Below are 13,625 nucleotides of genomic sequence, written 5' to 3'. Positions count from 1 at the left end.
GCCTCCCTTGTTGGGGGCAGGTTAGCTTGCGGCGGGATACCAGAAGAAACGATAAGTTCTGATAGAGGTAATCCGAATCCGGAATACCCCTTTACGCAGCATGGGCCGCCAGAACCTCGCGCCAGCGCCGCGCGCTTTCCTCATATTCCGCGCGCAGCCGCGTCAGGAACAGGCCCGCCGCCGGGGGCAGCGCCCGGGTCGCGGGTTCCACCACGGCATAGCTGACCGTCATGGCCGGATCGACCAGCGGGTTCAGGCACAGGGTCCGCGCCTCGATATCCCGGGTCACCATGGTTGCGGGCAGGATGGTGACATAATCCGACGACCGCACCAGCTCCAGCGTGGCGATCATCGCGTCCATGTCCAGAATCGAGGCCACGCGCAGGTTTGATTCGCCAAGGAAAGCCTCAATCGCGTTGCGCCGCGCATTTCCCGGTGCGGGCAGCACCAGCTTCAGCGGCTGAAGATCGGCCAGCCGGACGGGGGCCAGATGGGTCAGCGGCCCGTCAGCCCGGCTGACAAGAATTTCCCGGTCCGTCCCCAGATAGCTGGCCGTCAGTCCGGGCGGGGCCGGTGCCTGCGGGACAATGGCGAAATCCGACACGCCTTCCTGCACCATCTGGGTCAGCACGGCGCTGAATGCCTCGACCACGGTCAGGTCCACATTGGGATACTGGGTCACGAAATCATTCAGCACCGGGGCCAGCAGATTGCGGGTAAAGGTCGGCATCAGCCCGACTTTCAGCGGACCCGAAACCTTTCCGGAAAGGTTTTTCAGTTCAGCCTCGGCCTGATCGATCTGCCGCAGGATCTCGACCGCGCGGGCATAGAACAGCTGGCCCGGACGCGTCAGCGTCACCCCCCGGGGCGAGCGTTCGAACAGCGAAACACGCAGGTCCTCCTCCAGATTGCGGATCTGCATCGACAGGCCGGATTGCGTGGCGTTCAGCCGCTGGGCGGCCTTGTTGAAAGACCCCTCTTCGGCAATGCCGACAAAGGTATGAAGCTGCCGCAGGTTCATGGAAAAGCCCTTCCGGTATCATGCCACATGATAGCTAGGTGCAAATCTTATTGTTATGCCTGAATGCCGTTTGTCAAATATCTCTTTCGGCAGACCCCCAGTTCTGCCGGAGGAGAGATGCTTGCCACCCCCGCCAAACCCGCTGACCCCGGCCCCGGCTGCACGCCGGAGCTTTATCGTCAGGTCATGGGCTGCTTTCCCACCGGGGTGACGGTGATGACGGTCAGCCTGCCCGACGGCAGCCGCGCCGGTGTCACGGCCAGTTCGTTCAACACCGTGTCGATGGACCCGCCGCTGATCCTGTGGAGCCTTGCGCTGAAGGCACCCAGTCTGGCGGCCTTTCGCGCGGCGGATCATTTCGCCGTCAATGTGCTGGCCGAGGCGCAGCACGGGCTGGCGCTGCAATTCGCCCGCCCGTCCGAGGACAAATTCGCCGGGGTCGGTCTTGTGGCAGGTGTCACCGGTGCGCCGCTGATTGCCGGGGCGTTGGCCCATATCGAGTGCCGGATCACCCAGCGCTATGCCGGCGGTGATCATGAGATCATGCTGGGCGAGGTCATCGCCCTGTCCCGCGACGAGGGGGAGCCTCTGGTCTTTCGCGGGGGCCGGTTCCACCGGCTGACCCCACATTGAACATGCCATGTCCGGACAAGGGCATTGACTCATGTCCGGACATGGTTAGTCTCTTGTCACCAATCCGGCGGGGAGACCGGAGGTGACGCAGGACTTCCGGTCTGATCTGCGCCCAGGGTTTCAGTTTGATTTCGCGCAGTTCGTTTCCCGGAGGGAGGAGGGCGCGCGCCATGGTGGCGCCGCGTCGCAAGGGAGGAACAGACATGACACTGACGGTGAACCGCCGCATGGCGGTGCGCGGCCTCTTGTTGTCCGCGGCGATAGGCCTTGCCGGGCCTGCCCTGTCGCAGGACAAGAAGGCCCCGCTTGCGGATGGATTTCCGAACAAGCCCATCATCCTGATGGTGATCGACGAACCGGGATCGGTGGATTCCCTTTATGCCAACCAGCTGGCCGAGGCGGCGAAGAAGATCTCGCCCCAGCCGGTGGTGGTGGAACACCGGGTGGACTTTACCAATTTCGGCACCTGGGAGGGTATCGCCTGGATCAAGGATCAGGGCGAACTGGGCGCGCAAGGCTATATCACCTATGTGCTGACCCTGCCGGATGCGATGATCGACATGGCGGCCATCGACATCGAGGGCATGACCGGCATGACGGTGGATGACATGAACCCCGTCATCGCGACCGAGCGGGTGCCTTTCATGTTTATCCAGCGCACCGGCGCCCCCTGGGGCGATACGATTCAGGGCTTTGTCGAACATGCAAAGGCCAATCCGGGCACGGTGCGCCATATCACCGGCGGCCCCGGCGGCGGGATGGATGCGGCGATGCGGTTCTGGCTGTCGGGCCTTGGCGTGACGGTGATGGATGTGATCGGCGGCAACCCGACCGAACGCGCGCTGGCCGTCGCCTCGGGCGAGGGGGATATCACCGCCGCGCCGCCGGATGTGCTGATGCCGCATCTGGACGCGGGCAAGGTCGTGCTGATGATGGGGGCGGGCACCGATCCCTTCCCGGCTCCGTGGGATGCGGTGCCGACATCCGGCAGCCTTGGCATCGAAAACGATCCCTTCCAGCAGACACGGACCGTCGCCACCTCGCCCGATGTGCCGGACGAGCACCGCCAGTGGCTTTACGAGATGTTCAGTGCGGCGGCACAGGACCCGGCCTTTGTGGAACAGCGCCACAAGATCATGGCGCTGGACATGGTGGATCTGGACCCGGCCGAGTCCAAGGCGCTGTCTGAACTGGGCCTGAACACGGCCATCGGCATGTTCAAGTCGCTGGGCATCTACTGGGCCGACCAGTAGGCGCCCGCGCCCGCCGGCGCGTCTGGGACGTGCCGGCGGTGCAGCAATCAACGGAGACAGGTATGGACCGTCGTCTGGATATCGCCCTTGCCGTGGGCTTCATGGTGCTGGGCCTCGTCGTGCTCTGGCAGGCCGGCGGCATCCGCATGGGCGTGATGCGCGATCCGGTGGGGCCGCGCGCGGCCTTCTACTTCTGCGGAGCAATCATGCTGGGCGGAGGCGGATTGGTGGTGCTGCGGCACTGGCGTGCGCTGCGCCGGGGTGCGGGCCGCCTGACCGATCCGGAAGGATCGACCGATACCGAGGGCTTTCCGGCCAGCCTGACGCGGGCGGCCTCACTGGCAGGACTGTGCTTTGCCTATGCGGCCCTGTTCAATCCGCTGGGCTATCTGCTGGCAACCCCGCCCTTCATCGTGGCGGCTCTGGCCGTGCTGGACCAGAGGCGATGGGGCGTGAATGTGCTGATCGCCATTCTGTTCACCGGGATCGCCTATGTCGTCTTCGGCCATGTGCTGGGCGTGCGGATGCCGCATGGGCCGCTGACGCAGCTGTTCCGCGATCTTGGCCTGATCAACCTGTAAGGACCCAAAGCCGATGGATTTTCTTGCCCCCCTGATTGGCGGCGTCTCGCTTCTGGGCGATCCGATGATCTGGCTGGCCGTGGCCGCCGGAACCGTCTTCGGCGTCATTGCGGGCGCCATGCCCGGCATCGGAACGACACTGGCCTATGGCCTTGTGCTGCCCTTCACCTTCGTCATGCCGCCGGTGATCGGCGTGGCCTTCCTGCTGGCGATCAGTGTGGGCGTGGGCTACGGCAATTCGATCCCTGCCATCCTGATGGGTATTCCGGGCAACCCGGCCGCCATCCTGACGGTGATCGACGGCTTTACCCTGCACAAACGCGGCGAAAGCGGGTTGGCGCTTGGCGTGTCTTTCGTCGCGGCACTCGGCGGGCAGATCCTGTCTATCGGGATGTTCGTCATCCTTGTCGTGCCGCTGATGGGCATGGCCTATCATTTCTCCTTCCCGGAAATCTTCGCGCTCTACTCGCTTGGCATCGTGGCGCTGGTCAGTCTGGCCGGGGACAATATCGTCAAGGGACTGATGGCCGCGGCACTGGGCCTGTGCATCGGGCTGGTGGGGCTGGACCCGATCAACATGGTCACCCGGCTGGATTTCGGCCTGCGCGACCTGCGGTCCGGCTTTGACGAGGTGGCCGTGGTCATCGGGATTCTGGCGATTGGAGAGCTGTTCCGGTCCGCCCGGCAGGTGTTCCAGTGGCAGGACGGGTCGGCCGGGGCCGAGGGCAACCGCTTTCCGTCGTGGAAGCGCATCCGCCCCGCGGTGCCTGCCATGGTGACGGGCACGGTCACCGGCACCTTTGTCGGCGCCATCCCGGGCGCAGGGGCCACGCCGGCCGCGATGATCAGCTATCAGGTGGCGCAGATGCTGTCGAAAAAGCCCGAGGAATTCGGCCGCGGGTCTATCGAGGGGATCGGCGCGAATGAGGCGGCGCAGAACGCCTCCAACTCGGGCGAACTGATCCCGACCTTGGGCCTTGGCATCCCGGTCTCCGGCTCGATGGTGCTGCTACTGGCCGCGCTGACGGTGCAGGGCTTTGTGCCCGGCCCGCTGATGGTGACCAATGCGCCGGAGCTGCTGTTCGCGGCCATCGCCGGGCTTCTGGCTTCGTCCCTGCTCTTGCTGGCTACCGGCTGGGGCATGGCCCGGGCCATGCTGAAGGCGGTGCAGCTGAACCGGCAGGTGATCCTTGTGCTGTCGCTGGCGATGATCGTCATCGGCGTCTATGCGATGAACACCAAAAGCTTTGACATCATGGTGGCCATGATCGCGGGCTGCGTCGGCTATGGCATGCTGCGCTATGGCTATTCCACCGCCGCCTGCGCGCTTGGCGTGTTCCTGGGACGCGAGTTCGAACGCAGCCTGCGCATCGGCCTGAACATGAACGACAACAGCGCGGCGCAGTTCTTCAGCCGACCGATCACGCTGGTGATCCTGCTGGTGGCGCTGGCGCTTCTGGTCTTCGGCCTGCGCAAACAGGCGCAGACCCGGGCTCGGGTGCGGGCCGCCCGGGCTGCGGATGTAGCCAATAATCCCCTCAACTGACGGAACAGAAACGATGAGACAGGTTGAAGTTGCGGTTATCGGCACCGGTTGGTGCGGGGGCATCCGGGCGCAGACACTGGCGCAATCTGCGCTGGTCGACCGCCTGCACATCTGCGAAATCCGGCCCGAACGGCTGGAGGAAGTGCGCGCGCTGGTGAACCCGGCGACGGCCACCGCGGATTATCAGGAGATCGTGGCGAATCCGGCCATCGAGGTGGTCTATATCTCTACCACGCCGGAGCCAACGCATTACCCGATTGCCCGCGATTGCCTGAAGGCGGGCAAGCATGTGCTGCTGGAGAAACCCATCGCGCTGGAGCTGCACGAGGCGGATGACCTGATCAATCTGGCCCGCGCTGGGAACCTGAAGTTCACCATCGGCTATTCGCAGCGGTTCAATCCGAAGATCGCCTTCGCCAAGAAGAAGATCAGTGATGGCACCTTGGGGCAGGTGGTCAATGTCATGGTCAGCCGCCATCTGTCGCGGTCGCTGGGTAAGAAGATTGCCAGCCGGGTCAAGCTGTCCCCCGCGGCGATGGAATCCACCCATGATCTTGATTTCGTCTATTGGCTTCTGGAACCGGCCAAGCCGGTGCGGGTCTATTCGCAGGGTGCCTATGGCTATATGCAGCCCTTGAACGGGTCCTTCGATTGCCAGTGGTCCATTGTCACCATGGACAATGGCGTGGTGGTCACCGTGGGGGGCGGCTGGAATCTTCCGCCCAGTTATCCGAACTATTGCGGGACGTGGATCGAGATCACCGGCACCGAAGGCGCGCTGATCCTGGATGACACCGCGCGCGATCACTGGCTGAACACGGTCGAGGGCGGCACGCAATTTGCCATGTCCACCATGCCGGGCGAACATGTGGACCATGTCTTCGCCGGCCAGATGGGGCCTGAGACGCTGCACTTCCTTGAGGCCTGCCTGATGGACCGCCCCGTGATGGTGGAACCCACCCATGCAAGGCTGGTGATGGAAAGCTACACAGCCGCCGACATCTCGGCCGCGCTGCACGAGCCGGTGAACCTGCCCCTATCCAATGCCGCGCTGGCGCAGCTGGCCGATATGAAGAAGGCCGGATGACATGCCCCCGCGCCCCCGCCAGCGCGAGCCGCTTTATGCCGTGATCGAGGCGACCCTGCGCGACGACATCGCCGCCGGGGTGCAGCCGCTCGGCTCATGCCTGCCGACCGAGCATGAGCTTTGCGCCCGGTTTCAGGCCAGCCGTTTCACCATAAGGCAGGCACTGAACGGGTTGCGTGCGGCGGGGATGATCGAACCGCGGCCGGGCATCGGTACCTTTGTGGTGGCCACCGCGCCGCGGGCCGCACTGGTGCAGACGCTGACCTCGGTCGAGGAGCTGCTGCAATATCCCGGCGCCATGCTGCGGGAAAACCAGCGCTCGCAGCAGATTGCCGCCGATGCCGCGCTGGCCGACCTTCTGGATTGCGCGCCGGGCGATCCGTGGCTTTGGCTGCATGCCACGCGCCGCACCGTGGGGGCGGAGTTGCCGCTCTGCTTCATGGAGGCGTGGCTCGCGCCCCGGTTCGCCGCGGTGACAGAGGCGGCCCGCAGCGACGGCAGCCCGCTGCTGATCCTGCTGGAACGGCAGTTCGGCCAGCGCGCCGCCCATGCGCAGATCCAGATGACGGCGGGCCGGGTCACGTCAGACATTGCCGCCCCCCTGATGGCCGAGGCCGACAGCCCCGCGCTGGTGATCACCCGGCGCTACCGCGATGCCACGGGGGCGGTGTTTCTGGCCACCCGGCTGACCCATCCCGAGGGCCGCTTTTCGCTGAACTTCGAATTCCAGACGCCCTGATCATGAAAGAGGACGCCATGACCGCTGACCGCCCCCGCACCTTCGACATCCACGCCCATATTCTGGAGAAGGAGACGGTCGCCGCGCTGAATGCCGCCACGCCCGAGGCGCAGGTTTCGATCACCGACACGGACGAGGATTTCTCGGACCTGACCGTGCGCGGCGTGACCTACCGGAAATTCCCCCGCGGGGGGTGGGATGTGGCCCGGCGCATCGCCGATATGGACCGCATCGGCTATGACCGGCAGCTGCTGGCCGCCACGCCGCAGACGTTTCTTTATGACATCCCGGCCGAGCATGGGCTGATCGCCGCGCAGGTGCAGAACGATGCCATTCTGGCGCGCTGTGCCGCGCAGCCCGACCTGTTCATGGGTCTCGCCACACTGCCGATGCAGGCACCGGACAAGGCGGCGGCGGAACTGGCCCGCGCGATGGACCGCGGCATGACGGGCGCGATGATCGGGTCCAACACCAATGGCACCAATCTGGACGACCCCGCGCTGGAACCCCTCTGGGCCGAAGCCGAACGCCGCGGTGCCTTCATGATGATCCATCCGGTCAAGGTGGCCGGGATGGACCGGCAGAAAAGCTATTACCTCCAGAACTTCATCGGCAACCCGTTGGACACCACCATCGCCGCCGCCAGCCTTGTCTTCGGCGGCGTGCTGGAGCGGTTTCCCGGCCTGAAGATCGTGCTCAGCCACGGCGGCGGCTTTACCCCCTATCAGGCGGCCCGCTGGATTCACGGCTGGGCCGAACGGGACGAGGCGAAGCTGCAGCTGAAGGGTGACCCCGGGCCCTCGCTGGACCGGCTGATCTATGACGCCATCCTGCATGACGGCCTGCCGCTGCAATTCCTTGTGGATTATGCCGGGTCGAAGCGCGTTCTGCTCGGGTCGGATTATCCGTTCGACATGGGGCAGTATGACCAGATCGAGGTGATCAACGGGTTGCGCCTGACCGATGCCGAACGCCGCGACCTGCTGGCTGTTGCGGCTGAGGCGCTGGTTCCGGGCGCTGCCGGATGACGGGTGACCCGTGCATTCCGGCCCCGGTGCTGCGCGGTTTCCTTGCCGCGGCGCTGGTCTCCGGCGGCCTGCCCGAAGGGGATGCCGCAACCGTGGCCCGGCTGATGGTCGAGGCGGATCTTCTGGGCGCTGAAGGTCACGGCACCTTTCGCCTGCCGCGCTATATGGCGCGGCTCCGGGCGGGCGGGTTCAACACCCTCCCCGACATCCGCCCCGTCGCGCAAAAAGGGGGTCTGGCGCTTCTGGACGGCGACAATGCCATGGGCCATCTGGTGATGGAGCGGGCGGCGCATCTGGCGGTGGATCTGGCCCGCAGCCATGGCATCGGCTGGGTCGGCACCCGCCGGTCGAACCACGCCGGCGCCGCGGGGGTCTATGCGACGATGGTGGCCGAGGCCGGGATGGCGGGTCTTTACCTGGCCGTGGGCAACGCCAACCACATGGCGCCCTGGGGCGGGACAGAGCTTCTTCTGTCCACCAACCCGATCGCCATCGCCCTTCCCGCGCCGGGCCATCCGGTGCTTCTGGACATGGCCACCACCGTTGCCGCCTATGGCAAGGTGAAACTGGCGGCGCAGCGCGGGCAGCAGATGCCCGAAGGCTGGATGATCGACGCTTCGGGCAACCCTCTGACCGATCCGGCACAGGCCGCGGGCGGGTCGCTCCTGCCCATCGGCGGGCCAAAGGGGTTCGGCCTGTCGCTGATGTTCGGCCTTCTGGCGGGAACGCTGAACGGGGCCGCCTTCGGGCGCGACGTGATCGACTTCAACGCCGATGACCGGACCGAGACCAACACCGGGCAGGCGGTCCTTGCGCTGGATCTGTCGGTGCTGGGCGATCCGGCGGTGCTGGCCGCACAGGTGGGCGCCGTCTGCGACGACATCCGCGCCTCGGCCCTGCGGCCCGGATTTGACGCGATCCGCCTGCCGGGGGACCGCTCTCTGGGCGGGCGGGAGGATCGGCTTGCCCGGGGCATTCCGCTGTCACCGGCGCTTCTCGCACAGCTGGATCAGCTGGCCGCGGAACAGGGGATCGCGCCGCTTAACCGAAGCTAGCCGCCGTATTTCTCCAGAAACGCCTCGGCCTTCATGCGGCGGAAGTCGGGCAGGGCCTCGCGCAGTGTGGCGTGGTCCCAGTCCCACCAGGCCAGCGCCAGCAGGCGTTCCCCAATCTCAGGCGGAAAGCGGCCGCGGACGGGCAGGGCAGGGCAGCCCGCCACGATCAGGAACGGCGCCACATCCTTGGTCACCACCGCCCCCGCCGCGACGATGGCGCCGGGGCCGATGGTCACGTCCGGCTTGATGATCGCACCATGGCCAATCCAGCAATCATGCCCCAAGAGCGTGCGTCGCGCCTGCCGGGCGGCGAAGAAGGCGGCATCGTCGGCCTCCTCCTCCCAGTAATAGCTGCTGCGATAGTGGAAATGGTGCAGCGCGGCATGGCCGATCGGGTGATCGGTCGGCCCGATCCGGGTCATGGCGGCGATGTTCACGAACTTACCCACCGTGGTGTTGGCGATATCCGACAGCCGGTCGCAATAGGAATAATCGCCAAAGCTGGAATGGGCGATGCGGGCACCCTGTCCCACCTCGCACCAGGCGCCGAAGGTGGAGGCGGTGATCTGCGCGCCGTCATGCAGATAAGGCGCATCGGCAGAAAGTTTCGGCATCATTCCCCCCGGATCAGCCGGCGGCGCAGCCAGCCCGAGAAGCTGTCCATCGCCATGATCGTCAGCACGATCAGCACCATGTAATAGGCCACGTCCTCCCAGTCGCGTTGGGTCTGGATGGCCTGGGTCAGCAAAAGCCCGATCCCCCCGCCCACGATGGCGCCGATCACCGTGGCGCTGCGGGTGTTGGATTCGAAGAAATACAGCACCTGGCTGAGGAGAATGGGCATCACCTGCGGCAACACACCGAACCGCGCCCGTTGCGCGGTATTGGCCCCGGTGGACCGGATGCCCTCGACCTGCTTTTCGTCGATATTCTCCAGCGCCTCGGAAAAGGTTTTGCCAAAGCTGCCGGTGTCGGTCAGCGCCATGGCCAGCGCGCCGGTCATCGGGCCGGGGCCGAAGGCGCGCGCCAGAACGATGGTCCAGATCAGCCCGTCGACCCCGCGGATGAAATCGAACACCCGGCGCATGGCAAAACGCACGGGGCCCACCGGGTTGGTGTTGCGCGCCGCCACGAAGGCCAGCGGCAGTGCCACGATGGCCGCGCCGAACGTGCCAAGGAAGGCCATCAGAATCGTCTCGAATATGGCCCAGAACACGTCCGAATGCCGCCACATCGGATTGGTCCAGAAGTCCTGTGCCACGGCAGAGATGTTCGCCTGATCCGGACGCACCCGATCCCCCCACAGCACGGCGGCGCCGATCTCAGGCCAGCTCATCCAGGCGAAGGGGCTGTCGGGCGTGAAGAAGAACAGCGGCCAGCCCGGAAAATAGCGGAAGGTTTCCAGCTTGGACCGGGTGTAGGTCACGCGGCCGGCATCGGTGGTCACAGTCACCCGGGTGTCCGAGGCATTGATCCAGTCCGGTACCGCGCCGGGCGTGGTCAGGATCAGCTTTCCGTCCGCATCGGGGCGGATGTCCAGCGTGCCATAGCCCGGAACGTCATAGCGCGCGCCAGTGGCGTCATAGGTCACAAGGTGGCCGCCGCCCAGATCGACCGTCGTCACATCGCCGGTCTGCGTCACCCAATCCGGCAGGCGTCCCGCGGGATAGCGGCCCTTGTTCTCTCCCTCGACCGCGACGGAGAGGTCGCCCGTGCGGTTGTCGCGGCTGACATGGGTCTTGTAGCTGACGAAATCAGCCAGAAGGATGCGGGCATTGTCCATCCGCGCCCGTTCGGCCAGTCCGGCCAGATCGAAGGCCACGGCGGCGTAGAGCAGATAGGCCAGAATCGCGGCAGGCACCGCAAAGGAGAACAGGCGGCGGCGGGAGAACCGGGCCAGAACCTCCTCTTGCAGGGACACAGGGGCAGAGGTGGCAAACGCGGTCATGGCATCAGCCCTTTACAAGGCGGTGGCGGGCATGATCGGACAGCCGGTCGATCGCCACGATGGTCAGGAACAGGATCAGGAAGATGGCGACGACCAGATCGAACCGGCCCTGTCCCCATTGCATGGCAATCTTCAGGTCATAGCCAATGCCGCCCGCCCCCACGAAGCCAAGGATGGCGCTGGCCCGCACATTGATTTCAAACCGCATCAGCGCATAGCTCAGCCAGTTGGGCGCCACCTGCGGCAGGACGCCCAGCCACATCTTCTGCACCCAGCCCGCGCCGACCGAGGTCAGCCCCTCGACCGGCTTCAGATCGGCGTTTTCCGCCACTTCTGAGAAGAGCTTTCCCAAGGCGCCCGCCGTATGCAGCGCGATGGCAGCCACCGCAGGCACCGGGCCGCCGCCCAGAATATAGATCAGCACCAGCGCGATCACGATTTCCGGGATGGCACGGGCGGCGTCCATCATGCGGCGGAACGTTCCGGTCAGCCGGGGCCACCGCGCCAGACCGCGGGTGGAGAGCAGCGCCAGCACCATGGCGACAAGCCCGCCCAGCAGGGTGGAGACGGCGGCGATATTGATCGTCTCGATCAGCGAGGGCAGATGCGCCAGCATATGGCCGGGCAAAGCGGCGCGTTTCTCCCACGCTTCCGCGATCATCTCGGACGGGAAGTCGAACACCCGGTGCAGCCCGTCCAGAAAACCGCCCGCGTTGCGGCTTTCGGCCAGCCGGAAGCCCGAGGCCATGAGGACGCAGAACAGGACCAGCAGGATGCCGCCATAGAGCCGCCGCCGCCGCACCAGCTCCAGATAGGCGCTGCTCCGGTCGGCCGGGTCCGGGCGGGGCCCGCGTTCCGGTCCGAATGCGATATCCACCATGTGCTGACCCCGTCAGAATGAAATTGCCCGGCCCCTGGGGGACCGGGCAGAGCGTGATGAAAGGCTTATTGGCTGGCTTCCTGCAGCTTGCGCGCGGCGACCACGCCCAGATAGGCGTCATGGGTCACCGGAACGAAGTCCTTCGCCTCGCCGGCGGCCACGCCATAGGCGCAGGCCTTGTCGGTTTCGTGCAGGTCGGCGGTCAGCTGGATGACCTTGTCCTTCACGTCCTGCGGCAGCGCCTTGCGGACGACCATCGGGCCTTCGGGGATCAGCTTCGACTTCCAGATTTCGACCAGATCGTTCATGTCGACCAGACCGGCATCGGCCGCACGGCGGAAGGCGCCGGAATTGTAGCCGTCTTCCCAGTTGCCCAGACCATCCGCCCACGAGACACCTGCCGCGAAATCGCCATTGGCGACGCCGACGATGGTCTGCTCATGCCCGCCCGAAAATTTCACTTCGCCGAAATACTGGTCCAGCGGGCCAAAGGCTTCGGTCAGCTCGGCGCCGGGAACGAGATAGCCCGAGGTCGAATTCGGCTCTGCAAAGGCGAAAACCTTGCCTTTGGCGTCTTCCATCTTGGTGATGCCCGAGTCCTTGCGCGCAAAGCCGATGGAGTAATAGCCGGTCGATCCGTCCACATTCTGCTTGGTCAGCGCGACCTCAACCGCTTCCGGGTCGGTCAGATAGGCCTTGGCATAGCCCGAGGCGCCCAGCCATGCCATGTCGATGGTCCCGCCCAGAAGGCCCTGGATCACGCCGTCGTAATCGGCCGGGGTGAAGACCTTCACCGGCACGCCGAGAGCGGATTCGATGGCGGCGCGGTAGCATTCCTGATTGGTCAGCCGGTCCTGGGCGTTTTCGCCGCCCAGAATGCCGATGTTGAAGCCGGTGATCTCTTGCGCCGAAGCGGCAGAGGCAAGCGCGGTGGTGGCAGCAAGGGCCAGAGCAAGCGTCTTCATGGACTACTCCAGGGGTAAGGGTTGGAAAGGTCAGGCCATCAGCCGGTCGGCATAGGCCGCATCGGCAGAGGTATCCGCGGGGATTGCGGTCGAGGTCGCGGCCTCGTTGAAGGTTTCATCCGCGCCATAGATGTCGCGGGCGACCCCGGTCGAAAGCTGTTCGGGCGTGCCGTCAAACACGATCCGCCCGTCGCGCATGCCGATCACCCGGTCGCAATACCGCCGCGCGGTGTCCAGCGTGTGCAGGTTGGCAATCACCATCCGCCCGTCTTCGACATTGATCCGCTTCAGCGTATCCATGACGATCTGGGCATTCATCGGGTCAAGGCTGGCGATGGGTTCGTCGGCCAGAATGATCTTCGGGTCCTGCATCAGCGCGCGGGCGATGGCGACGCGCTGCTGCTGGCCGCCCGACAGCGCCTCGGCCCGTTTCGGGGCCTGTTCGGCGATGCCAAGCCGGTCAAGGATCTCCAGCGCACGCAGGATATCGGCGCGGGACCAGAGGTTGAACATCGTGGTGAGGGTAGATCGGCGGTTCAGGATGCCGTGCAGCACGTTCGATGCCACATCCAGCCGCGGCACCAGATTGAACTGCTGAAAGATCATCGCGCATTGGCTTTGCCATTCGCGGCGGGCGGCGCCCTGCAGGGACAGGATATCGCGGCCATCAACCCGGATTTCCCCCGTGCTGGCGTCGCTCAGCCGGTTCATCATCCGCAGGAAGGTGGATTTCCCCGCGCCGGACCGGCCGATGATGCCGACAAAGGCCGGGCAGTCCACGGCAAAGCTGATGTTGTCCACGGCGGCGCGCTTGCCGAAGATCTTGGTCACGTTCTGGACAACCAGCATGCGGCCCCCGTTTCATTGCCTTCGCGGGGGTCTTAGGCGG

Annotated in this window: 14 protein-coding genes; 8 read left to right on the top strand and 6 right to left on the bottom strand. The window is 65.4% G+C overall.

Translation table 11 applies throughout. The annotated features are described in order from the left end of the window. Positions 1-91: 91 nt before the first annotated feature. Positions 92-1,021 carry a LysR family transcriptional regulator gene (locus tag ACO2Q5_RS04160; RefSeq protein WP_423288341.1) on the bottom strand — a complete coding sequence of 310 codons (930 nt, stop codon included), beginning with the start codon at positions 1,019-1,021 and terminating at the stop codon, positions 92-94. Between the two features lie 117 nt (positions 1,022-1,138). On the opposite strand from ACO2Q5_RS04160, the gene ACO2Q5_RS04155 reads away from it, so the two are divergent. From ACO2Q5_RS04155 to ACO2Q5_RS04120, 8 genes are all read left to right on the top strand, one after another. Further along, positions 1,139-1,654 (top strand): flavin reductase family protein, encoded by a 516-nt coding sequence (locus tag ACO2Q5_RS04155; protein ID WP_423288340.1) that lies wholly within the window; start codon positions 1,139-1,141, stop codon positions 1,652-1,654. A 203-nt stretch (positions 1,655-1,857) separates the two neighbouring features. After that, complete coding sequence (locus tag ACO2Q5_RS04150) at positions 1,858-2,907, top strand: tripartite tricarboxylate transporter substrate-binding protein (RefSeq protein ID WP_423288339.1); 1,050 nt, start codon at positions 1,858-1,860, stop codon at positions 2,905-2,907. Between the two features lie 62 nt (positions 2,908-2,969). Next, positions 2,970-3,488 carry a tripartite tricarboxylate transporter TctB family protein gene (locus ACO2Q5_RS04145; protein WP_423288338.1) on the top strand — a complete coding sequence of 173 codons (519 nt, stop codon included), beginning with the start codon at positions 2,970-2,972 and terminating at the stop codon, positions 3,486-3,488. A 13-nt stretch (positions 3,489-3,501) separates the two neighbouring features. Continuing rightward, complete coding sequence (locus ACO2Q5_RS04140; RefSeq protein ID WP_423288337.1) at positions 3,502-5,034, top strand: tripartite tricarboxylate transporter permease; 1,533 nt, start codon at positions 3,502-3,504, stop codon at positions 5,032-5,034. A gap of 13 nt (positions 5,035-5,047) precedes the next feature. Next, positions 5,048-6,121, top strand: coding sequence for a Gfo/Idh/MocA family protein (locus ACO2Q5_RS04135; protein ID WP_423288336.1), 1,074 nt, complete (start codon positions 5,048-5,050; stop codon positions 6,119-6,121). Between the two features lies 1 nt (position 6,122). After that, positions 6,123-6,860 (top strand): GntR family transcriptional regulator, encoded by a 738-nt coding sequence (locus ACO2Q5_RS04130; protein ID WP_423288335.1) that lies wholly within the window; start codon positions 6,123-6,125, stop codon positions 6,858-6,860. A gap of 17 nt (positions 6,861-6,877) precedes the next feature. Next, positions 6,878-7,888 (top strand): amidohydrolase family protein, encoded by a 1,011-nt coding sequence (locus ACO2Q5_RS04125; protein ID WP_423288334.1) that lies wholly within the window; start codon positions 6,878-6,880, stop codon positions 7,886-7,888. Then, positions 7,885-8,943, top strand: a complete 1,059-nt coding sequence (locus tag ACO2Q5_RS04120; protein ID WP_423288333.1) for an Ldh family oxidoreductase — start codon at positions 7,885-7,887, stop codon at positions 8,941-8,943. The genes ACO2Q5_RS04125 and ACO2Q5_RS04120 overlap by 4 nt, the downstream gene beginning before the upstream one ends. Here ACO2Q5_RS04120 and ACO2Q5_RS04115 read toward each other — a convergent pair. From ACO2Q5_RS04115 to phnC, 5 genes are all read right to left on the bottom strand, one after another. After that, positions 8,940-9,557, bottom strand: a complete 618-nt coding sequence (locus tag ACO2Q5_RS04115) for a chloramphenicol acetyltransferase (protein WP_423288332.1) — start codon at positions 9,555-9,557, stop codon at positions 8,940-8,942. The two genes, ACO2Q5_RS04120 and ACO2Q5_RS04115, sit on opposite strands and share 4 nt — an antisense overlap. Next, positions 9,557-10,891 (bottom strand): phosphonate ABC transporter, permease protein PhnE, encoded by a 1,335-nt coding sequence (phnE, locus tag ACO2Q5_RS04110; protein WP_423288331.1) that lies wholly within the window; start codon positions 10,889-10,891, stop codon positions 9,557-9,559. Before phnE (ACO2Q5_RS04110) ends, ACO2Q5_RS04115 begins: the two co-directional genes overlap by 1 nt. 4 nt (positions 10,892-10,895) lie before the next feature. Next, positions 10,896-11,771, bottom strand: coding sequence for a phosphonate ABC transporter, permease protein PhnE (phnE, locus tag ACO2Q5_RS04105; RefSeq protein WP_423288330.1), 876 nt, complete (start codon positions 11,769-11,771; stop codon positions 10,896-10,898). 65 nt (positions 11,772-11,836) lie between these two features. After that, complete coding sequence (phnD, locus tag ACO2Q5_RS04100) at positions 11,837-12,736, bottom strand: phosphonate ABC transporter substrate-binding protein (protein ID WP_423288329.1); 900 nt, start codon at positions 12,734-12,736, stop codon at positions 11,837-11,839. A gap of 30 nt (positions 12,737-12,766) precedes the next feature. After that, positions 12,767-13,585 (bottom strand): phosphonate ABC transporter ATP-binding protein, encoded by an 819-nt coding sequence (gene phnC / locus ACO2Q5_RS04095; protein WP_423288328.1) that lies wholly within the window; start codon positions 13,583-13,585, stop codon positions 12,767-12,769. Positions 13,586-13,625: the final 40 nt, after the last annotated feature.

Origin of the sequence: Neotabrizicola sp. VNH66, from assembly GCF_049445895.1 — a bacterium.
Classification (GTDB): Bacteria; Pseudomonadota; Alphaproteobacteria; order Rhodobacterales; family Rhodobacteraceae; genus Pseudogemmobacter.
The sequence above is the reverse complement of the archived record's forward strand: the minus strand, read 5'-3'. Positions and strand labels throughout refer to the sequence as shown.